The organism is Candidatus Auribacterota bacterium (assembly GCA_026392035.1).
GTDB lineage: Bacteria > Auribacterota > Tritonobacteria > UBA1439 > UBA1439 > JAPLCX01.
Genome location: JAPLCX010000047.1, coordinates 37,786 through 58,367 on the forward strand (window position 1 = coordinate 37,786; position 20,582 = coordinate 58,367).

Consider the following 20,582-nt stretch of genomic DNA (forward strand, 5'->3'; position numbering starts at 1 on the left):
CTACCTTCCGTCTCCTGAATTTTTTCTCCGGTCTGCCGGCTCCTTGACGAGTACCAGATTATCCCGGTGGACCACCTCATCGTAGTCCTTGTACCCGAGCACTGCCTGTATCTCCCCGGTCTTCAACCCCTTTATTTTTCGGAGGTCTTCAGAGGCATAGTTCGTCAGCCCGCGGGCTATCTCGCGCGCCTGGAGCGTCACGATGCTCACCTTGTCGCCGCTCTTGAAATCACCGAGCGCGTCCTTGACGCCCGTGGGCAGGAGACTTGTGCCCCGCTCCAGGAGCGCCGCCGCCGCGCCGTCATCAACGACTATTTTCCCTTTCGGTTTGATAAAAAAAGCGATCCAGCGTTTTCGCCCCCGCATCCTTCCCCCCTGCGGATGAAAAAACGTCCCCACCTGATCTCCCGCGAAGAGTTTTCCCAGAATGTCCTTCTCCCGCCCGTCAGCCACGATCGCTGCCTCTCCCGATGAGGTGACCATCTTCACGGCCTTCAACTTGCTCGCCATCCCGCCGGTTCCCCTCTCCGAGCCGACGCCCCGGGCGAGCGCTTCGATCTCGTGACTCATGCATGGGACCTCCCTGATCAGTTCACCGCCGCCCTTTTTCGGATCCACAGTCATCAGTCCCGCCGTATCGGTGAGGATGATGAGCAGGTCGGCCTTGACAAGGTTCGAGACCAGCGCGGAGAGGTTGTCGTTGTCACCAAATTTGATTTCCTCGGTGGATACCGTGTCGTTCTCGTTGATGACGGGGACGATCCCTTTCTCAAGCAGCGCGATAATGGTATTGCGCGCGTTCAGATGCCGGTGGCGGACCTTCAGGTCATCGGCGGTGAGCAGGATCTGAGCTGCTTCAACGCCCTGCGCGCGGAACTGCACCGCGTACAGATTCATCAAATAGCTCTGTCCCACCGCTGCCGCCGCCTGGAGCTGGGGCAGCAGCTTGGGTCGCTGGGAGAGCCCCAGGCGGGCCATACCGGTGGAGATGGCGCCGGAGGTCACAAGAATTACCTCTCTCCCCTCCCGGCAGAGGCCCGCGATCTGCCGAGCGAGTCCATCAATGACCTTCTCGCTTATGTGACCGTCCGCACCAGAGAGCACATTGCTCCCCACCTTTACCACGATCCTGTGCGCCTTCGAAATCAGTTGTGTTCTCATAGGTCAACGGTGCTTATCTGTGTCGAACGTGAATCTCTGTGGCCTCCGTGGCTGCTTTCTTTATTCTCGTACAGCAGCTTCGCGAGGGCGGCGACGAGCTCCTTCACCCCCTTCCCCGTGAGCGCCGAGATCGGGTATACCCTGCCGCCGTGCGCTCTCGTCCTCCGGCAGAACTCCTCCAGGCGCACTGCCGCCTCGGGGAGGTCCATTTTGTTGGCGGCGATGAGGCGAGTCTTCTTCATGAGTTCAGGCTGGTGCAGTGCGAGCTCCGTCTCGAGCGTCATGAGCACATCGAGCGGCTCATGCCCGTCCACCGCTGCCATGTCTATGACGATGAGGAGGAGACGAGTCCGCTCGATATGCCTCAGAAACTCGTGGCCGAGTCCCACATTGCGATGCGCGCCCTCAATCAGCCCAGGGATGTCAGCGACCACAAACGACCCGTCTTCACCATAGCGGACAAGACCGAGGTGGGGTTCACGCGTGGTGAAGGGATAGGGCGCAATCTTGGGGCGGGCGGCGGAAATCTTCGATATGAGCGTTGATTTCCCTGCGTTTGGATAGCCCACCAGCCCCACATCTGCGATCAGTTTAAGCTCGAGTTCGAGCGTCCGCTCCTCTCCCGCCTCGCCCTTCTCGGCTATTCGAGGAGCCCTCCTGGTTGAGCTCTTGAAGTGCTCATTCCCCCGGCCGCCGCGGCCGCCCCGCGCCGCGAGGAGGCGCTGCCCATCTTCGCACAAATCGCCGACAGTGGCGCCCGCCGGAACTTCGCGCACGACCGTTCCCACGGGGACACGCACCAGCAGGTCTTTCCCACCGGCTCCGCTCTGGAGTTTCCCCCTGCCGTGCTCGCCCTTGCCGGCCCTCAGTTGGGGTTGATAGTAGAAATCAAGGAGCGTCGCAAGATTCTTATCCGCAAAAAGAAAGACGTCCCCCCCCTTTCCTCCGTTACCGCCGTTGGGACCGCCCTTGGGGACGTATTTTTCCCGGCGGAAACTCACGCAGCCGTTTCCACCGTCTCCCGCTTTAACCAAAACTTTAATCCTATCTATGAACACGTATTGTCGCGTTACTCCACTTGAAATTGTAAATTGCAATTTGCAACTTGCAATTATACTGCGGGTATCACGCCCACTTTTCTATGCCCTTTCGTCTCCCCTGTAAAACTGACGATGCCGTCGATGAGGGCAAAAAGGGTGTCGTCTCTCCCCCTGCCGACATTGACGCCGGCTGCGAAACGTGTTCCGTGCTGCCTCACGAGGATACTCCCGCTCGTGACGCGCTGACCGCCGAACCGCTTGACCCCCAGACGCTGAGAATTGCTGTCGCGGCCATTCCTCGAACTCCCCATTCCCTTTTTATGTGCCATGTCGAATCCCTCCGCGTTGTAACCGCTGAAGACGCTGAAATTTTGCAGATTGGTGGTTCGAGCGCCCTCAGTGGTTGAAACTTCAGACTGTCTTGATCTCCTTGATTCTCACCACACTCATGGTCTGTCGGTGCCCGATGCGTCGCCTGTAATTTTTCCGTCGCTTCTTCTTTAACGGGTAGAGCTTGGTTCCCCTCTCCTCGGACTCGGACGTCCCTATCACCACGGCATTGTCGACCGTAGGATGCCCCACGAGCACCTTATCTCCCTCCGAGATAAGGAGTACGTCCTTGAATTCAATATCCTTCCCCTTAACGGCATCCACCTTTTCGATGACGAGCCGGTCGCCCTGTGATACTCTGTACTGCTTTGAACCACTCTGTATTATAGCAAACATTACTTCCTCCCTCAAGTTTTACAACGATGAGATACTATACTTTTTTCATCCCCCTTTGTCAAGGTAGATCTCCCGCCTGTGTAGATCTCCCGCCCGAAATGGCGGATACCATATCGAAACGTTCACCTGATAGGTGAAATGCAATCAGAAGCAGTTCTCCCTGTAGGGGCTTGATTCATCAAGCCCGCCAAGCGGGTCGGATGAATCCCTGCCCTAGTCAATAGTGTCGAGACCCCGATATTTCCCGTTTATTTTGGCTTTGGAACGGAGAGACAACGGCAAATCTTCTTAGCGAGTTTTTGGAGATCTCATTATGCCGGGGAATAGCTTCAATCCACCCCGTGGCAGGATTCGTCCACAAAGAGTGAGATGCTCCCTCACGCTTAAGGAAACACCCGTGTCGCCGGAAGTGACGGAGCAGTTCCTTTTGCTTCATCCGAGCGCCACCAATTCCCTTTCAGCATTCGGGGGAATACCGCGAAGGACATCCTTCCTGCGGTCCTCAAGAATCAACTCGATGGCGTCTGCCAAGTTCTTCAGGCACTCCTTTTTCGTGCGTCCCTGGCCGTTCGCTCCGGGAATCTCGGGGCAGTAAGCAATGAATCACCGCCCATCGCGCTCGACAATTGCCGTGAATTCGTTGTGCATGATTTATCTCTTCTCTTATGAAATATTATACTGCGCAGGCAATGGGGTCCTCAATCATAATTTTCCATGCCCAACGTAGAAATCGGCCGCCGCGCTTTTTGCGGTCGGCTGCATTGACTCGTTATATTTTTTTACAACAAATGGCACGAATTATACGAATAAATTATTTAGTTTTCGCACAAAGCAACAAAGAACAAAATTATTTTATATCCTCTTATTGTTTTTTGTGTCTCGGTGCCTCTGATTGCAATATTTCTTGAGTGAGAATTTCCTTATGTCCACCAAATACCAATATTGCAAAACAGGCAGACCAGCTTTCTCTCATATTGAATTCTGAGTTTATGTTTTTTAAATATTTATTCTCTGGAGAGTTTAATTCCAGCTGGCTATTATTTTTTTCGTAATGCAAGATACCGAAAATGGAAAAATCAGGATTTGGAATAGGATCAAATTTAAGTGATACAGGAAGTCCAATGCCCAAAAAAATACTTTTCTGATAAGTCTCTTTTCCTACTGTAATAGGACAATCTATTATTTCTCCATCGCGATATATTGTTAATGTAATTTTTGTTCCTGTCGTACTTTTTTCTATTATCTTTCTAAATGTTTTTATATTATCCACTTCCTTAGTATCTATTTTAAAGATAAGATCGCCTTCTTTAATCCCGGCATTCAATAGTGGTGTATTTTCATAAACTCTGGAGACAAATATTGCACCTGATTGATTTTGTCTTATCTTATCCGGTAATGCAGACATTTTCGAGTAATTACCTCCAATCCAACCTGTTTGGTAAATTTGTTCGGCAGAAAGACAACCAATAAAGAAAAATATAAAAATACCTCCCATAAATAAAAATAATCGATACTTTCCCATAATTCATTTTCCTCCTTATTAATATAACGACCGAATTGCGCGGCGATCCCACTGCCTGCCTGCCGGTAGGCAGGAGCGGGACGCGGGGAGGAGCGAACGCATGAGCGTTCGCGCATCCGCGCCAGCAAAGCGACTGTTCCCCATGAGCATTCCTTACAGGCAATTTTCAGGCCCAAAAATCGCGTCTAACTCACATTCCGCGCTTCCGGGAATGAGTATTTCGTGATTTATGATGAGTTATTAGATCAAAATTTCCAGAATTTCTCTTCTGTAATATCCATTAGTTTTAAGACCTGTCGTTGCGTGTGGTTTAACTGATCCCGGTACTCCTCCAGTGTGTGGCTGTTCTGAGTGATTCGGTAAGTGGAGATACCCTCAAAGGTCTTCAGGATTCGAGAAGTGGTAGGATGTGGCGCATCACGCTCTTCCGGATACAGCTTCAAGGGATCAAGCTTCTGTGCCTTGATCCGATGACATACCAACCGCTCAATGAGCGCCTGCACCAATAACGCGAGGAAGAACACGAACATATTTGCTTCAACCCGATCAATTCGCTTGAATAACAGCGGCGCTGCCCGGTGAATGCTCTTGAATTGACTGAAGCGTTTCTCAAGCCGAGGCTGATACTTGTATATTTTCAGCACATCTCTGGGAGACACCATTGGGTCGGTACAGACCAGGGGAAACAGCCCGTCGGTTCGGGCTTCTCGGCGCAGGGCATCTTGATCGGGCGACCAATGCAGACTGTAAGAGACCCGGCAGGCTGTCCTGTATTGGGAATGGATTCCGGGGCGCCCTCGACGCCGTAGCCGCATGCGCTCAATATGGGTCCTGACATCGACGCGCATAAGATGCCGCACATCCAGCTGTGTGAGGATTCCCGTGGCAGCTCGTTCAATGCGTCCCTTTTTCTCCAAACGGCCCTTGTTGATCTTCAGGTTTAACGCCGCAAGGGACACCCCTGCCCTCCGCAGCCGATCTTCACGGCTATATCGATCCCGTTCGCGCTTCTCACTGGAGGAATACCACCATAGTGGATAGCTATCCACCCGCGTGCGGTGTTGACCCTCATAGAGGTAAAAATATTCAGTCGTGGACTCATCACAGGGCTTTGGCCTTCTCCAGAGCAGTTTCTTTTTTATGCCGGCCACGCGGATCCCGTCCTTGAATTGACGAGCCTCCAGTCTGCCTTCCGGGAGGATGGTTATCGCCCGGCCTCCACCGGAGACGATGTGTGCAAGTTGCTTCTGCCCGCAGAGCTTGCAGTCTCCCACATAGATAAAATCAGGGCGCCCGTGAATCTGGCGCAACGTCTCCCAGGTCTCAATGTGGGTGGCATCCTCGTTCCGGTTCCCGGGATACGCCTTATGATGTACGGGAACTGCCCCGTCCTCACAGATGCTCAAGCAGAATACAAGCTGCTTGAGATCGGGCCGATGGCCCTTACTGTACCCACGGAGCATTTCAAGCCCGGAGCGCGTCCGTCCGGCGATCCTGCCGAATGTTGAGACTGTGGTGCAATCGTTGTGGATGCGACTCAGATCGATCTTGAACGTCCTGACGGCTGAAACCACAACCGATGTCATGAGGGAGGCCCGGTCGGCCTGATACAGTTTGTCAAGCGCCCGGGTAAACCTGTCATCGCTGAATTTAACGCCCGGGAGTCGTGCGTATCCCAGGCAGCGCAGATCAACTGATTCGACCCACTGTTGGAGTTCATACAGAGGATCTTTCGCCACCGCCATGTTCATTACGAGCAGCAGCACTGCATCAACGGCGGGGATTGATCCTCGTTCAGAAGCCGGAATAGTATCGCCCAGGATTTGCCTCAGGCGCATCCGTCGCATGATCTCATCCACAAGCGGCAACCCGCCCACCTGCAAACGCATAAGTTGCCTGTCAGAGTTAGTTGACATCTTGAACATATAATGCTTTAATATAATCAAGATGACAACAACAAAATCCAGGACTGCATTGCTCACCCTGCACGATCAACAGACGAGACTGATCCGGCAGCTGCTCACGCTGCAGCCACTACTGCGGGGAACGGTGAGTCACGTGGTTACTCGCTGCGGCAAGGCCAGGTGCTGGTGCGCGCAAAGTCCCAAGGGACATCCCCATGTTCGGATGTCATGGAGTCAGCAGGGTACAATCATTACCCGCAAAGTCCCTTCCTCTGATCTCGCAAATGTGCGCACGCTGACGGAAAATTACCGGAGATTTCGCTCCCTCCGGCGCAGACTGTTGGGTATGCAGTCCAAAATGAAAAAGATGTTCGACGACTATGAGATGGCATTGATTGAGCAAAGCCGAATGAGGCTCCCCTTCCTCAGCGTAGCGACAAATAATGCAGTACAAAAGAACAAAGGCGTGCAATAATTAGCGGAGCGATAAAAATCGGCATGCCATAACTAATTGGAGGGATTAGAGTTACAAAATTAAAATCCCTCAAAAACACCATCCCGGAAGCGCGGAATGTGAGGTCTAAGCCACTTTTAAAGGCCCTGAAATCACACAACCACCTCATTGCCAATAAGATATCGTGGTGCGACCCCGAACGCCGAACGCCGAACGATGTCGAGTCCCGCTGACTCCAGCCGTTCTTGAGTCTCTTGGGTGTTCTTGAGGCGGACTTCGAAACGGATGAAGCCCTTCTTGGGGCGGAACACCATGAAATTGCACGGTTGTCCGTTTCTTGCAAGCCCGATGTAGAACTTGTTGTATTTCAGTTCCAGGGTGGGGTCGTGCTGCTTGGCGATGCCAAGAAGTTGGTCCGCCATGCCCACGGTCTTCTTAGAACCTCTCGATTCCCAGTAGGCTCGATCCGTAGGCTCCTGTCCCTCTTCGTCGTCATCAACGAGGCCCAAGGACAGCAAGTCAACGACAGTCGTAAACACCAAGCCGATTTTAGAACCGGACTGAAGAGCGCGCATTTGTATGGCGATCAACGGGATCGTACCATTGAACAGGTTGATCACATTCAGAAAGCGACTTGTAATGTCCTCTGCAACGATGACTGCCGTGTGCTCATACTGCGGATAGCGTTTCCGCTCGATATCCCAGTACTCGATTGTGCGGATGATGTGACTTTCGTCAGTTGTGCCGAGTTGTATCTCGACCTCGTACCGTCGGGTTGACTCGGCGTCTTGCAGGAGCAGGTCCAGCCGGCCCGCCTTTGCCTGAATGCGTTCTCGGTCCTTGAGGACGATATCCCCAAGCCCAAGGATGGACGGGTCCTCGGCGATGCGATCCTGCACCCACCGCTCGTTCAACTCTGAATGATTCTGTATGGAGACGGACTCAAACTTCGTGAATTCCATCATCTTCCTCCTTCATGCCGAACGCCCTGCCGATAAGCTGCGGGCGCCGCAGGCGACCGTCAGCTTCATCGGCTTGTTAGGCGCCCCGTGGTGCCCACTCTGATTCTGCTGCAAGTCACCCGAAGAGCTCCATCTGGCGTTGCACAGCGGACTTCAGCTCAGGCCAGCGCGCAATAAACGGTGCTGCCGAAATGCGGCCCAACTCACTCGGCTCAATCTTGTTGAGCCCACCGCCGTAGACGCGTCCCTCTCCGCGCAGCTCGTACCCGGTGACACATCGCAAGAACTCGTGGATCGCTGCGCCACACTCTGGTTGTAGGCGCAGTTTCGCGGCGAGGGTGCTCTGTGGATACAGCATGAGGTAGAGGTTCGTCCCTATGGCGGCCGAGCGGTTCCAGATGAAGCGAAACGGTTGCTTTTCCTCGGCGCCCCGACCCATGTACGTGCAAAGGAAGGGCGCAGGCAACCGTTGCTCCTGCCTGTACCACGGCGAGCGCTTACTGACGAGATAACCGTCTTTGATCCCCAGCGCCTCGGCGGTTTGCAGGTATGCCCAAAGGGCCGGGTACTTGGCCTCAACAACATGCTCCGGCAGCTCGCAGTCGATGACGCAGAACTGTGGGTCGATCAGCGGGTAACCATCCTCGTCGGCATTGATGATCGTCGCCTTGAGGTGGCGCGGGCTGGGGAGGATGGGGCGCAGGAACTTCTTCGGTAGGCCGCGTCTGGCCGCGTCGGTCCGCTCAAGGACGAAGAACTTGTTGCTACCCGTGGCGATACCGCGCTGGATTCGAAACAAGTCGCCGAGCGTTGGCCCTTCGCCGTTCGTGGATGTGCGACGGTCGTTCCTAGCGTGCTCGGGGTACACGGTCCACTTGCGTGAGTCGCGCAGTCGGTCGAGCGTGACGGATTCGCGGGCGTGCGGCTGAGCCATCGTGCCACCGAAGGTAAACTCCACGGTATGTTCGCGTGGCGGGGGCGCCTTGTGGAACACCAAGACGACGGATGAGACCAAAGCGTCGCCGAACTGCACATCTTCGGCGTCAAAACGATGAACGCGGAGAAGCTCCACGCGGTCCGTCAGGAAGCGTTTGAGCGCCGCGCCGTAGTTGACGTCCATGAACTCGGAGGGGATAAGCCACGCGGCATAGCCGCCTTCCTCCATCCACGCCGTGGCGAGAAGGAGGAAGTAAACGTACAGACCCGCAAGGCCGTTGACCTCGACGCCCGTCATCCGGTGCGTGAGGGCTTGCAGGCGTTCCTTGTCCTCGCGCTCCAAGTGATGATGCCGGACGTAAGGCGGGTTGGCGAGGATCAGGTTAGGCGCGACCGGGCGGCTGCTGCTTGCGACGATGCGGGTAAAGTCGCCCCGCATCACATCAAGGCCCGCCTCCGCCCACAGGTCGCGGGCGGCATCACAAAAGCCGGGATCGAGTTCGACGCCAACGGCTTTCTCGATTTGCTCGGGACCGAAAACGGCGAGCGCGGCGCTGTAGAAGCTGCCAGTGCCAACGGAGGGGTCGGCGAAATGGACCGCGCGGAGACGGCGGCCCGCAATGGACCGAACGTAGCGGGCAATCTCGATCGCGAGGGCGTTGGGAGTCGCGAATTGACCGAGGCGGTTCCTCTCGGCGGGCGACTTCCTTGCATCGAGCGCCGCCTGCATGGCCTGTCGTCGAGCTTCAATCGTGTTCTCGTGTCGCATAATCATCGGTGTTATAGCCCCAGCTTCGCGAGGTCCTCGATCCGGTGCTCCCACACCCAGTCGATCCCCTCGGCAGCTTCGTAGCCCAGATAGTCGCTGCCAAAGTACCCACAGAGAAAGAGCACGAACGCCACGGTCGCGCCGTAGGTTGCCTGCAACTGGTGAATCTTGGTCGCCTCCTCCTTGCGGCGCTTGTTGGTGTTCGTGAAGTCGCCCGCCGACTTGGCTTCGATGAGAATCGGGAGCCGATCCTTGCGGGGCTTTCTGGGCTGAATCACCACGTCAACGGGAATGTTCACCTTGAGCACTCTGCCGACAGGTAGATTCATTCGAAACGAGTAGGTGCCAGGCTCCATGTCTATCAGTGGTTTCCCAGCCGGATGCGCCTGCTTGCGATAGCCTCGGTTGTCCAAGTACTTACCGATCAGTACGAGTTGGCGCTGCTCCTGAGCATTGCGGACGATCGGGTTGGCGACCGCGCTGCATAGGCGATCGGCAACGATCGTGGCTGCTCGTTCACGTTCGTGGTCGTTGGGGTTCCGACTCCCGGCGAGCCACGGGAAGATGTCGCGGTCCAACAGTTTCACCAAGATGCGGCACAGGGCTTTCAACTCGGTGTCGAGATCTGCACCAGGCATCCGTGCGGGGAGCTTTGCCTTTTCCATCCGGCTGACGAGATTCTTGCTCGCTTTGGCAAGCCCGATCAAACGGTCTACTGCCAAGGGTGGAGCCGTGCACATGCGGAGCGTTGGCAACGCTCCGGGGTTACTTCGCAAGGTTGCCGCATCGAGGTTCCGGAGGTCGTTTGTGGCAAGGAGCGCCGTCTTGACGTGCTCGGTCGTCTCCACCCGTGTGGAACGGAACGCCTGGGGCGCAAATCGCATGAACCACTGGTTGAATTGGTCAACAGAGGCCGCGATGTCGGCCTTCCACAGGTGCGGCTTGTTCGAGTTGATCCTTCGAGCCTTCATGAGATCCAGCCGTTCATGGCTACTGCGTTTCCGGTTGTCGCGGCCACCACCCTGGTGCGCCTAACGCCCCGCCTCAGGCTGAGCGGTCCGCCGCGGACCGCGATAGCCTGGAGGCGGTTGTTGGCCAGTCGTTCCTTTTCTGCAGTTCGTCTGTGCGTTTACTCGCGCAGCACCATGAGCACGTCTGAGGACCATTCCGCTTCTGGCCAGTCTGGCAACACCATGCCCTCTTTGAGGGGCTGTACGGGCTTTCCGAGGGCAACGATCTCAAACTCCTTTCCTGAATCGGTATTCCCCGATCTGCCCAGGTAGACCTTACACCGCCAGTTACCTGCGCGACTCACGTTCGCGGCTGCTTGAACCCAGTATGCACTGACGTCCAAAGGGTGCACGACAAGCCAGACCTCTATACCAGGGTCGGAGATAGTTCCAGCCACATATCCTTCTTGGGGCATCCTTGTGCCTTGCGGGGGTTCCCGGATGACTACGTCGCCACTGACGTTGCGCGGAGTCCTCCGTGCGGTCTCGCGAGCCGGCGGCGCAATAAGAAGTGTGCTGATTGTCTCCTTCTGCTCCGTATCACGATGCTGCAGGCGTGCCACTTCGGCCAATGTCTGCCAGACCGTCAGGATGACCACTGCCAAACCGCCAACAAGCAAACACCAACCGACACGTTTGAGCCGAGTGTGCCCCAGAATCGCACCGCCGACCGCCATCAAGGCGGACCCGATGGCCTGAAGTTGGGTCAACGCGGAATGCACGCATCATCTCCTTATCACTTCAACGACGCCTGACTTGTGTTTGGCCTTCGGCCAGTCGCTGAGAACACGTCCTTCTTCCAGATTCGTTTCGGGGTCGGCAAAGGCCATGATCTCAAAATGCTTACCGACATCTATGTCTCCCGGCCTTCCGATATAGATTTGGACCTTCCAGGTTCCATCAGTCTTGACGCTCACATTCGGTTGAACCCAATAGTCGCCTGTCTCCATAGGGTGAACAACCACTTTGACAACCGCCGTTGTGTTGGAAACAGCCCCTTCAACAAGCGGACGTTCGTCAACTTTCGTTTCATTGCCCGGCTTCGTTATGGATATCGGTGCCTTTTCTGCTTCGGCGTACGCAACGGACGCAGCAACGACACATGCAAACAACGTAACAAGGGTTTTCATCTGCACATTCCTCTCTTCTTAGTATCCGGTCCTGTCTCCTCTCGCACTTCCGTTCATCGCGGTCACTTGTTCATGGGATACCTCCTTTTTTACCTCCTCGTTGCGGCCAACTTGTTATTCTACACAAATCTCCGTTTGCCGGGGCACCCGAGTCCCCTACGCCCAGAGCATATTGTCTACGAGAGGTGCTGTCAAGCTTTTCTTGTTCGCGGGACGAAGAATCTTGACGGGAGGCGGTCAGGCGGCTACCATAACACTGGAAATTCCGTGGTTATGGTGATTTTGGTATAACACGGGAACTTCGTTATGACTGATGCCGGCGACCGATTGTATAGTCGTGCAGCATCAATCAGACCTTCACTATACACTGACAAGTTTGTTGTGAATCTGTTTCACCCGTTTCGCCAATCTTCGGTCTTTTAACATCTGCTTCTGAAGGGGCATATGATTATTCGTCACCGCAGCTCCGCTTCCTGTCCTTGTCGTCCCGGAATATCTCCCCCCGCTCGTTCCCGCGGATTGTAACGTGGTACCATGCCCCGAATATTCAATCCTCAGTGGTCTTGCCATGCTCGCACTACATCAACTATGCTCCTCTCAGTGTATAGTATAAAGGTTTGAACCTGATTTTTTCTCCGCCGCCGGTTCTTCCTTGTGAGGTGAGCACATAATGTTTTACACTAGCATCTAATAAGCTTCAGCAATACTTCAACCGTCTGTTATACGTCTGCGAGAGAGGGTTCATATCATGCGTGTGTGCGCGATAGACATAGGATCAAATTCTGTCCGCTGCCTTATCGCGGACGTCGCGCGCGGGGGGCGTATTTCCCCGGTCGAGCGCGGCATCGAGATCACGCGGCTGGGCGGGGGGATGGGGAGGAGCCCGCTGATCTCTCCCGATGCGGCTGAGAGAACCGCTGCCGCGGTGGAGCGATACGTCGGACTGGGCAGGCGCGCCCGGGCAGAGCGCTTCCTTCTCTTCGGCACCGCCATCCTGCGCGAGGCTGAGAATGCCAAATCATTCATAGACAGGGTCAAGGAGAGAACCGGCCAGGGCGTCAGGATCCTGAGCGGTATCGAGGAGGCGGCGCTCGCCTATCGCGGTGTCACCCGGACGATCCCACCCCTACCCAAGAACGCGCTGGTCATCGACATCGGCGGCGGGAGCGTGGAGTTCATCATTCCATCCGCAAAGGGGGAACCTGTGTTCAGAAGCGCTGCCCTCGGCTGCGTGAGGATGACGGAGCTGTTCCTCACTTCCGATCCTCCACCAGAAAGCGAGAGAAGATCACTGCGGGAATGCATCGCTCGCACGCTTGATCGAGAGATGCCCAAAGGCGACGCTCCTACAGCGAGGCTCATCGGCGCCGGCGGCACGATCACCACCGCGGCCGCGCTCACGCTCGGCCTCGCACGCTATGAGCCTGAGAAAATCCACGGCTGCGTGGTATCGCTCGCACAGGTCGCGGGGCTCATCGCAAAACTCTCCGGGATGCCGCTCGACGCGCGGAGGAAAATGCCAGGGCTTGAAGAAAAAAGGGCCGACATCATCGTCGCAGGTCTCATTGTCCTCCGGGGCATCATGGAGTTCTACGAATTCAGAGAGATCACCGTGAGCGATGAGGGGATTCTCCATGGCGCTGTCATGGAACTCGCCGAGGGGTGACAGGCTTCGCCACACGGGCTACCGCTCACCGGCCGTAACGTCCCCGGCTCCGGGGGCTGTACTTGACGAATCTCCTGACGAGGAAGAGCCCCGCGATAAACCCGCCAATGTGGGCGAACCACGCGACGTCTCCTCCGCTCCTGGCCATGAGGAGCTGCATCAGAAACCAGATCCCGAGAAATACCACCGCGGGGAGCTCCACGAAGGTGAAATAGAAAAAGAGCGGGACGAGCGTCAGGATGCGCGCGCGCGGATAGAGCACCAGGTATGCCCCCATGACGCCGGCGATCGCGCCGCTCGCTCCTATCGTGGGGATCTGGGAGTTGAGATTGGTGACCACATGGATGAGGGCAGCGGCCGCGCCGCAGATCAGGTAAAAGAAGAGGAAGCGGATATGGCCCATCGCATCTTCCACGTTATTGCCGAAGACCCAGAGGAAGAGCATATTGAATCCAAGGTGGATGACACTGCCGTGCATGAAGATGGAGAGGATTATAGGGAGATAGAGGATCCTGATTGCTTCACCGAAGCCGCGCACGGGCTCGCTGACGACCCGAAGCCGCGCTTCATCAGGCCACCCGAACGAGGAGAGGGGATGCGGAAGGCGCGAGGGATGCGGGGTAAGTTTCACGCCATGCGCAATCTCAAAGGGGATGAGGCCGTGGCGGTACACGAACGACTGAGCGGCAAAGGGGCCCTCGCTCACTCCGAGTACAAGCTGATAGACGAAGACGATGACGCAGATGGCCACGAGTGCAACGGTCACCAACGGCGTGGCGGAAGCGGGATTGATGTCGCGGATGGGAAGCATGGGCAAAACAGCCTAAAGTTGAAAGTGTAAAGTTTAAGGATTTTTCAATGTCACCAATAAACTTTTCACCCTAATATGGCTTTGGACGCTTTAAACTTTCAACCTTACACTTTCGACTGTAGTAAGAGCGCCATGATCCCCTTCTGCACATGGAGGCGGTTTTCGGCCTGGTCGAAGATTATGGAAGCGGGGCCGTCGAGCACCTCATCCGTCGCCTCCTCGCCTCTGTGGGCCGGGAGGCAGTGCATCACCCTGGCACCCTTCTTGGCCTTTGACATGAGCCGCCCATTCACCCGGAATGGCTCGAAGATCTTCAGCCTCTTCTCGCGTTCTTTCTCCTGTCCCATGCTCGCCCAGACATCGGTATAGATGATATCGGCATCCGACACCGCCTTCGCCGGATCCCTTTCAATACATAGTTTCGCTCCCGCTCTTTTCGCCGCCGCCCAGATCTCCCTGTCCGGCTCGAATCCCGTGGGGGAACAGATAGTAAACGTGAAATCGAGTTTCGCGGCGGCCTCCACCCAGGAGTTTGCCACGTTGTTGCCGTCACCGATGAACGTGACCTTGATATCGTCGAGGCGCGGAGCGTTCACGTCCCTGTGGAAATGCTCCAGCACCGTGTAGATATCGCCGAGCACCTGGCACGGGTGGAGGAGGTCCGTGAGGCCGTTGATCACCGGGATTGAGGCGTGGTTGGCAAGTTCGATCACATCCTGATGGCTGAAGGTCCGTATCATGATCCCGTTCAGGTAGCGGGACAGGGTCCTCGCGGTATCAGCGATGGTTTCTCCCCGGCCGAGTTGAAGGTCGCCCGCGCCGAGATAGAGGGCGTGTCCGCCGAGCTGGAACATCCCCACCTCGAATGAAACCCTCGTGCGCGTGGACGGCTTATGGAAAATCATGCCGAGGGTCTTCCCCGCGAGCACGGGGGTGGGCGTGCCCCTCTTCAGCTTATCCTTGAGCTCTTTTGTCCTGGAAAAGATTTCCAATATCTCTCCCCTATCGAGTGCGTCAATGCTGATCAGGTCCTTACTCTTCATTGATTCCTCCATAACAACGTTAAATTCTCACCACGGAGGCACGGAGGGCACGGAGATCTTTAAAACAGCAACAACAGTTTCGCGTTTCTGGTTTCCAGGGCAAGAAATAATCCGTGTTTACCTGCGGTTAAAATTAATCCGCGAAATCAGCGTCATCCGCGGTTAAACTCTTGAGTTTCTCCGTGCCCTCCGTGCCTCCGTGGTGAAAATATATTTTTATTCGATGCCGGCACCGCCGATGGCCTTCTTCAGGCTGTCCAGATCGGGCTCGATGGAGATTGTCCGGCCGGCGATCTTCATGGCGGTATCGACATCCTTGAGCCCGTTCCCCGTGATCAGGCATACGATCCTCTCCGATCCCGACAAATCCCCCTTGGCGATGAGCTTCTTCAATCCCGCCACACTCGTCGCGCCCGCGGGCTCGGCAAATATGCCGCACGTCCGGGCGAGCAGCGGTATTGTGTCTAGAATCTCCTCGTCGCGCACCGTGACGGCCATGCCCTCCGATTCCCTCACCGCGCGCACCGCCATATCACCGTCCCTCGGGAGGTCAACGGATATGCTGTCGGCGATCGTCGTCGCCTTCACCGGGCGGATGACGCCGTCGCCATTCACCGCGTCCGCCACGGCGCTGCTCTTCTCGGACTGGACGGCGACGAGCTTTGGCATGCTATGGATCAGTCCCACACCCTGCAGGTCCCTGAATCCCTTCCATATGCCACTGATGATGTTCCCGTCGCCGACAGGCACAAATACGAGATCGGGAACCTCCCAGTTCAACTGCTCGCATATCTCGAATGAGCAGCTCTTCTTCCCCTCGCGCGTGTAGGGATTGTAGCCGGTGTTCCGGTTGTACCACCCGTACTCCTCTGCCGCCTCGAGGCATAGATCGAAGGCGTCATCGTAGGAGCCCTTCACGGCGAATACCTTTGCGCCGAAGATGAGGAGCTGGGCGATCTTGGCCTTCGGGGCCGTCTCGGGGACAAAGATGATCGGGCTCAGGCCGATGCTCGCGCAGAGGCACGCGGTTGACGATGCCGCGTTGCCTGTCGAGGCGCCGCATATTTTGTTGAAGCCGAGATCGAGGGCCTTCGCAATGGCCACCGAGCTGGCCCTGTCCTTAAATGACGCGCTCGGGTTCCTCCCGTCATCCTTGAGGAAAAGTGTCTTGATCCCAAGCCGACTGGCGAGTGCTTCAGCCCGGTAGAGGGGGCTCCACCCGATTGCGAGCGGCATGATCGTGGAATGGTCTTCCAGGGGATAGAGATCCCAGTAGCGCCAGACTGAGAAATCGGTATTCGCCGCCAGGGTCTCGCGCGTGAGCCTTTTGCGGATGGCGGCGTAGTCATACACGACATCGAGGTTCTTCCCGCAGCGGTCGCACACGTAGCGCATGCCGCGGGCCTCAAACTCCCGCCCGCAGCCGGTGCACTTCAATCCGAGAACGTGGTGCATTGCTCTCCAGAAATAGATGAGGGCTGAGCGTCGCGGGCTGAGAGAATACGCGCTATCAGACGCTCAACCCTCGACCACTACACGCTATCCGTTCACGGGGTCGGGGACAATCCGGGTCCCCGCCTTCCCTAGGAGGGCATCGATCGCCTTATCCAGGCTGGTGATGATGGCGCACTGGCCGCCCCACTCCATGAATCGTATGCACGCGAGCACCTTGGGCCCCATGCTGCCCGCCTTGAAATGACCCTCCTTGTGGAGCTTCTTTATCTCCGAGAGGGTGACGCTCCTTACCGGTTTTTCCTGAGGGGTTCCGAAGTTGATCCGCGCGGCGTCCACGTCGGTGAGGATGAGGAAGATGTCAGCCCCGACGACCTCGGCGAGCCGCTCGCCGGCCTTGTCCTTGTCTATGACGGCCGCGGTCCCCCTCAGGTTATCGTTCTTGTCATACACCACGGGGACACCGCCGCCGCCCGAGGCAATGACGACGATCCCAGAATCCACCATGCGCCGTATGGCGACGTACTCCATGTTTCTGATCGGGTCTGGAGACGCCACGACGCGCCGGAACCGTTTCGCGACACTCTTTGGCTTGACTTCCTTGATGACGTAGTCAGGGCGCTCCTTTTTGATCCTCGCGGCCTCCTCCTCTGCATAGAACGGGCCGACCGGCTTGCTGGGGTCCTGGTAGTCCGGGTCGTCCTCGCTCACGAGCACCTGGTTCACGATGGACACCACGGGGAGCGGCAGCTTCTCTTTCCAGAGCATGTTCTGCATGGTCTGCTGGAACATGTATCCGATCTGCCCCTGCGTCATCGCGCCGACGATGTCGAGCGGCTGGGCGGGCACTTCGCCGGTCGCCGCTTCCTGCTGGAGGAGCAGATTCCCCGCCTGCGGGCCGTTGCCATGGGTGATCACGAGCCGGTGACCGTACTTCAGCATGCTCACGAGCTGCGTGCTGGTGATCTCGACGTTCCTGAGCTGATCCTCGGCCGTGCCCTTCTCATCGGCCTGTTTGATCGCGTTGCCTCCCAGCGCCACCACAATCACTTTTCTCATCTTTGAACATACCTCCTTTTATTTCATTCTCATATTACTCAACACAGAGAGGGTTCCCAGGTCATGCGTTCCCTCAGTGCCCCGGGGGAGGCCGGTCACCGGGAAGGGCAGTTTTTCTCTTCTGCATGCGGGAGGAGATTGCCCAGCTCCCGCACACAAGGACAATGGATGCCACCACAAAGCTCACGATCTGTATCGACAACCTGAAGCGCAAAATCGCCTCCACCAGCGCGAGCAACGCGGCGAGGCCGAGATAGAACAGATATGAACCCATCTTCATCCACGCGCCCAGCATCAAAATGACGACCACAATGCTCCACGCGAGCCAGTGCTGCACCATATAAGGATCCATATCAGTTTCCCCGGACGCACCTAAACACGGCCTAAAGTTGAAAGCTTAAGGTATAAAGACATCTAGGTTTATTCTTTAAACCTTCAACCTTACACTTTCAACTGTAGTCAGGCCATGGTGAGGGCCATGATCGCCTTCTGAACATGCAGGCGATTTTCCGCGACGTCGTAGATGATCGAGCGCGGCCCGCTCGCAACCTCATCGGTCACCTCGTTCCCACGGTCGATCGGCATCGGGTGCGTGAACAGCGCGTTGTTGGTGAGCCTCATCTTCGCCGCGTCGCATATCCATTCCGTGTACTTCATGGCCTTCTCAACCTCGCCCTGCTTGTCGAACTCGCCCTTGTCATAGGCGTGCGGGGTCATCCAGTTGCGGGAGTACACCACATCCGCTCCCCGGTACCCCGCTCTCGGATCGTGGGTAATCGCAAATTTCGCCTTGTTGTCAGCGCAGTTCTTCTTCACCTGCTCGATCACGGCGGGGTCCAGGTCATACCCCTCGGGGTACGCGAGCGTGACATCCATGCCGAAGCGCGAGCAGATGAGCAAGCTCTCCTGGACGGAGCACCACGATCGGGCGAGCGCTCCCTGCCCCCACACCTGGAGCAGCTTTTTGCCCTTGATGTTCTTCCCGAGGTGCTTCCTGAGTCCCATGACGTCTGCCAGCCCCTGACAGGGGTGAAACTTGTCATGCGCCATGCTGATGACCGGGATATCAGACCACCGTGCGTACTCGCGGATCAGCTCGTCACCTTCCCCGTACCGGCTCACCTTGTCCTCGAGTATCCGTATCCCGAGACCGCATGCGTAGCGACTCATCACCTTCGCCGCGTCCTCAACCGTCTCACCGGCGGTCTTCGCCGTCTTGAGCCGCATCGTCTTGGGCTCGAGGAACTGCGCGTGCCCACCCAGTTCGGTGGCGGCGCACTCGAAACTCTGGCGCGTGCGGACCGATGGGTTATAGAAGAACATGAAGAATGTCTTGTTCAGCAAAAGCTTCGTATACTTTTTATCATAGCGCTTCTTGCGCATATGCTCGGCCAAGTCGAGAACCTTGGTAAGTTCCTTCACTGACCACTCCTGCGTGCACACCAGGTCTCTTCCCGTTAAATCTGACATGTGTCCCTCACCTCTCCTCTCTGAACGATTGATGGTTAGGACTCACCCGCGGCCTACAGAGCACAGGTGGTAAGCGCGCATCCGCTTACCACCTGTCGCTCGCGCGGGAGCACACTATACCACTGGCGGTCTCACATCGTCAACGCCATAATGGCCTTCTGGACATGCAGGCGGTTCTCCGCCTCGTCGTTCACGATGGATATCTTCGGATCGTCGATGAGCTCGTCCGTCACTTCCTTGCCGCGCTTCGCGGGCAGGCAGTGCATGTAGACGGCACGTGAATTGGCCACCTCGAAATGCTTGTGAGAGATGCACCAGTCCTTTGCGTACTTCGGACCCTTCTCAGCGTGGACGTCCGGCTTCCGCGCCCAGCTCTTGCAGTAGATCACGTCGGCGCCCTTACAGGCCTTCCATATGTCATGCTCAACGGTGATCCTACCGCCGGATTCCTTCGCCGCTGCCTGAGCAAATTTCAAGTACTCCGGGTCTATGTCGTAGCATCCCGCCTCGTCCGGGAAGGCCAGGACGATGTTCATCCCCATGATGCCGCCGGCCACGACCATCGTTTGCGGCACGCCCGCGGACTTGGCCCTGTCGTCCCACGCCCATCCCATGACGACCTTCTTCTCCTTGTAGCCCTGGCCGAACTTCTCCCGCATGGTCATGATGTCGGCCATGATCTGGCAGGGGTGCTCCTTGTCGTCGAGCATGTTGATCACCGGGATGTTCGCGTCCTTCGCGATGGCGCACAGCACCTCGCGCGCGTCGCCGTAGTCGTATTTCTCGGCACCCATCTGGGCCTTGAGGTTGTAGAGCCGGATCGCGAAGCCGTCGATGAAGCGGCTGATCATCTCGGCCGTATCCTTCCACGACTCCTTGTTCTTGAGCTGGAGCTGCTCGGGACTGTAGTACTGCGCGTGCCCGCCGAGCTGCGTCATGCCCGTTTCAAAAGAGATGCGCGTCCTGGTTGACGGGGACGCGAACAGCATTCCCAGCGTTTTCCCCTTGAGAAGCTCGTGCGATTCACCGATGGCCCACTTCATCTTGAGGTACTGGGCCACCTCGAAAATGCTCTCGATCTCCTCCAGATTGTAATCCATGATGCTTATAAAATCCTTGCCCCTCATCCTCCTGGTAATCACGTCCACTCCCTCCTTTCTCAGAGTGCGGTATACGCTTACGACCTACAGCGCATTAATCCTTTTTCCTACAGTAGCGGAGTAGTGTACGCAATGCAGTACCGCCTGTCAATCAAAAATCGCTGCTTGTCGTAAGGGGTCACTTATAGAGGGGGGCCACGGATGAACACGGATTATGACGGATATCCACAGATGAAAAGAAAGCTTCATCTGCGGCCATCCGTGTGGTTATCCGTGAAAATCCGTGGCGAACATCATTTACCGTTACCCCTGCAAAACTGATAATCATCCAAAGGCGAAAAGAACAAGTGTACAATCTCTGTGCAAG

At 56.5% G+C, this 20,582-nt stretch carries 19 protein-coding genes; 1 reads left to right on the forward strand and 18 read right to left on the reverse strand.

Features of this window, described 5'->3' with window-relative positions; translation table 11 throughout:
* The 11 genes from proB to NTX71_04665 form a co-directional block, all read right to left on the reverse strand.
* Positions 1-1,161 carry a glutamate 5-kinase gene (gene proB, locus NTX71_04615; protein ID MCX6339185.1) on the reverse strand — a complete coding sequence of 387 codons (1,161 nt, stop codon included), beginning with the start codon at positions 1,159-1,161 and terminating at the stop codon, positions 1-3.
* The gene (gene obgE / locus NTX71_04620) at positions 1,158-2,219 is read right to left on the reverse strand and encodes a GTPase ObgE (GenBank protein ID MCX6339186.1); all 1,062 of its coding nucleotides are present in this window, start codon (positions 2,217-2,219) and stop codon (positions 1,158-1,160) included. Before obgE ends, proB begins: the two co-directional genes overlap by 4 nt.
* A 53-nt stretch (positions 2,220-2,272) precedes the next feature.
* Positions 2,273-2,530, reverse strand: coding sequence for a 50S ribosomal protein L27 (gene rpmA / locus NTX71_04625; protein MCX6339187.1), 258 nt, complete (start codon positions 2,528-2,530; stop codon positions 2,273-2,275).
* Positions 2,531-2,612: 82 nt separating this feature from the next.
* Positions 2,613-2,927: a 50S ribosomal protein L21 gene (gene rplU, locus NTX71_04630; protein MCX6339188.1), complete on the reverse strand. Its 315-nt coding sequence runs from the start codon at positions 2,925-2,927 to the stop codon at positions 2,613-2,615.
* A gap of 862 nt (positions 2,928-3,789) precedes the next feature.
* Complete coding sequence (locus tag NTX71_04635; protein MCX6339189.1) at positions 3,790-4,449, reverse strand: PDZ domain-containing protein; 660 nt, start codon at positions 4,447-4,449, stop codon at positions 3,790-3,792.
* Positions 4,450-4,694: 245 nt separating this feature from the next.
* On the reverse strand, positions 4,695-6,338 hold the full coding sequence (locus NTX71_04640) for an IS1634 family transposase (GenBank protein ID MCX6339190.1): 1,644 nt from the start codon (positions 6,336-6,338) through the stop codon (positions 4,695-4,697).
* A gap of 621 nt (positions 6,339-6,959) precedes the next feature.
* On the reverse strand, positions 6,960-7,769 hold the full coding sequence (locus tag NTX71_04645; protein MCX6339191.1) for a hypothetical protein: 810 nt from the start codon (positions 7,767-7,769) through the stop codon (positions 6,960-6,962).
* Between the two features lie 115 nt (positions 7,770-7,884).
* On the reverse strand, positions 7,885-9,480 hold the full coding sequence (locus NTX71_04650; GenBank protein ID MCX6339192.1) for an SAM-dependent DNA methyltransferase: 1,596 nt from the start codon (positions 9,478-9,480) through the stop codon (positions 7,885-7,887).
* A 5-nt stretch (positions 9,481-9,485) separates the two neighbouring features.
* Complete coding sequence (locus NTX71_04655) at positions 9,486-10,445, reverse strand: XamI family restriction endonuclease (GenBank protein MCX6339193.1); 960 nt, start codon at positions 10,443-10,445, stop codon at positions 9,486-9,488.
* A gap of 158 nt (positions 10,446-10,603) precedes the next feature.
* On the reverse strand, positions 10,604-10,789 hold the full coding sequence (locus NTX71_04660; protein ID MCX6339194.1) for a hypothetical protein: 186 nt from the start codon (positions 10,787-10,789) through the stop codon (positions 10,604-10,606).
* Between the two features lie 420 nt (positions 10,790-11,209).
* Positions 11,210-11,614 (reverse strand): hypothetical protein, encoded by a 405-nt coding sequence (locus NTX71_04665; protein ID MCX6339195.1) that lies wholly within the window; start codon positions 11,612-11,614, stop codon positions 11,210-11,212.
* A gap of 748 nt (positions 11,615-12,362) precedes the next feature.
* Here NTX71_04665 and NTX71_04670 point away from each other — a divergent pair.
* A complete protein-coding gene (locus NTX71_04670; protein MCX6339196.1) occupies positions 12,363-13,280 on the forward strand; it encodes a Ppx/GppA family phosphatase in 918 nt (305 codons plus the stop codon).
* Between the two features lie 25 nt (positions 13,281-13,305).
* Here the strand turns inward: NTX71_04670 and NTX71_04675 are convergent, their stop codons facing one another.
* The 7 genes from NTX71_04675 to NTX71_04705 all read right to left on the reverse strand — a co-directional run bounded on the left by NTX71_04675 (position 13,306) and on the right by NTX71_04705 (position 20,257).
* Positions 13,306-14,091 (reverse strand): rhomboid family intramembrane serine protease, encoded by a 786-nt coding sequence (locus NTX71_04675; protein MCX6339197.1) that lies wholly within the window; start codon positions 14,089-14,091, stop codon positions 13,306-13,308.
* Positions 14,092-14,195: 104 nt separating this feature from the next.
* Complete coding sequence (gene argF / locus NTX71_04680) at positions 14,196-15,134, reverse strand: ornithine carbamoyltransferase (GenBank protein MCX6339198.1); 939 nt, start codon at positions 15,132-15,134, stop codon at positions 14,196-14,198.
* Between the two features lie 216 nt (positions 15,135-15,350).
* The gene (locus tag NTX71_04685; protein MCX6339199.1) at positions 15,351-16,589 is read right to left on the reverse strand and encodes a threonine synthase; all 1,239 of its coding nucleotides are present in this window, start codon (positions 16,587-16,589) and stop codon (positions 15,351-15,353) included.
* Between the two features lie 84 nt (positions 16,590-16,673).
* Positions 16,674-17,645 (reverse strand): carbamate kinase, encoded by a 972-nt coding sequence (gene arcC, locus NTX71_04690; protein MCX6339200.1) that lies wholly within the window; start codon positions 17,643-17,645, stop codon positions 16,674-16,676.
* A 73-nt stretch (positions 17,646-17,718) separates the two neighbouring features.
* Positions 17,719-17,997, reverse strand: coding sequence for a hypothetical protein (locus tag NTX71_04695; GenBank protein ID MCX6339201.1), 279 nt, complete (start codon positions 17,995-17,997; stop codon positions 17,719-17,721).
* Between the two features lie 107 nt (positions 17,998-18,104).
* Positions 18,105-19,115 (reverse strand): ornithine carbamoyltransferase, encoded by a 1,011-nt coding sequence (locus NTX71_04700; protein ID MCX6339202.1) that lies wholly within the window; start codon positions 19,113-19,115, stop codon positions 18,105-18,107.
* Between the two features lie 131 nt (positions 19,116-19,246).
* Positions 19,247-20,257, reverse strand: coding sequence for an ornithine carbamoyltransferase (locus tag NTX71_04705; GenBank protein MCX6339203.1), 1,011 nt, complete (start codon positions 20,255-20,257; stop codon positions 19,247-19,249).
* Positions 20,258-20,582 lie beyond the last annotated feature (325 nt).

Bases quoted from the DNA above. Each gene is read 5' to 3' on its own strand.
- arcC (MCX6339200.1), bottom strand. From the start codon at position 17,645: ATGAGAAAAGTGATTGTGGTGGCGCTGGGAGGCAACGCGATCAAACAG.
- NTX71_04670 (MCX6339196.1), top strand. From the start codon at position 12,363: ATGCGTGTGTGCGCGATAGACATAGGATCAAATTCTGTCCGCTGCCTT.
- NTX71_04640 (MCX6339190.1), bottom strand. From the start codon at position 6,338: ATGCGTTTGCAGGTGGGCGGGTTGCCGCTTGTGGATGAGATCATGCGA.
- argF (MCX6339198.1), bottom strand. From the start codon at position 15,134: ATGAAGAGTAAGGACCTGATCAGCATTGACGCACTCGATAGGGGAGAG.
- NTX71_04650 (MCX6339192.1), bottom strand. From the start codon at position 9,480: ATGATTATGCGACACGAGAACACGATTGAAGCTCGACGACAGGCCATG.
- NTX71_04695 (MCX6339201.1), bottom strand. From the start codon at position 17,997: ATGGATCCTTATATGGTGCAGCACTGGCTCGCGTGGAGCATTGTGGTC.
- NTX71_04645 (MCX6339191.1), bottom strand. From the start codon at position 7,769: ATGGAATTCACGAAGTTTGAGTCCGTCTCCATACAGAATCATTCAGAG.
- NTX71_04675 (MCX6339197.1), bottom strand. From the start codon at position 14,091: ATGCTTCCCATCCGCGACATCAATCCCGCTTCCGCCACGCCGTTGGTG.
- rpmA (MCX6339187.1), bottom strand. From the start codon at position 2,530: ATGGCACATAAAAAGGGAATGGGGAGTTCGAGGAATGGCCGCGACAGC.
- NTX71_04685 (MCX6339199.1), bottom strand. From the start codon at position 16,589: ATGCACCACGTTCTCGGATTGAAGTGCACCGGCTGCGGGCGGGAGTTT.
- NTX71_04655 (MCX6339193.1), bottom strand. From the start codon at position 10,445: ATGAAGGCTCGAAGGATCAACTCGAACAAGCCGCACCTGTGGAAGGCC.
- NTX71_04700 (MCX6339202.1), bottom strand. From the start codon at position 19,115: ATGTCAGATTTAACGGGAAGAGACCTGGTGTGCACGCAGGAGTGGTCA.
- NTX71_04665 (MCX6339195.1), bottom strand. From the start codon at position 11,614: ATGAAAACCCTTGTTACGTTGTTTGCATGTGTCGTTGCTGCGTCCGTT.
- NTX71_04635 (MCX6339189.1), bottom strand. From the start codon at position 4,449: ATGGGAAAGTATCGATTATTTTTATTTATGGGAGGTATTTTTATATTT.
- proB (MCX6339185.1), bottom strand. From the start codon at position 1,161: ATGAGAACACAACTGATTTCGAAGGCGCACAGGATCGTGGTAAAGGTG.
- rplU (MCX6339188.1), bottom strand. From the start codon at position 2,927: ATGTTTGCTATAATACAGAGTGGTTCAAAGCAGTACAGAGTATCACAG.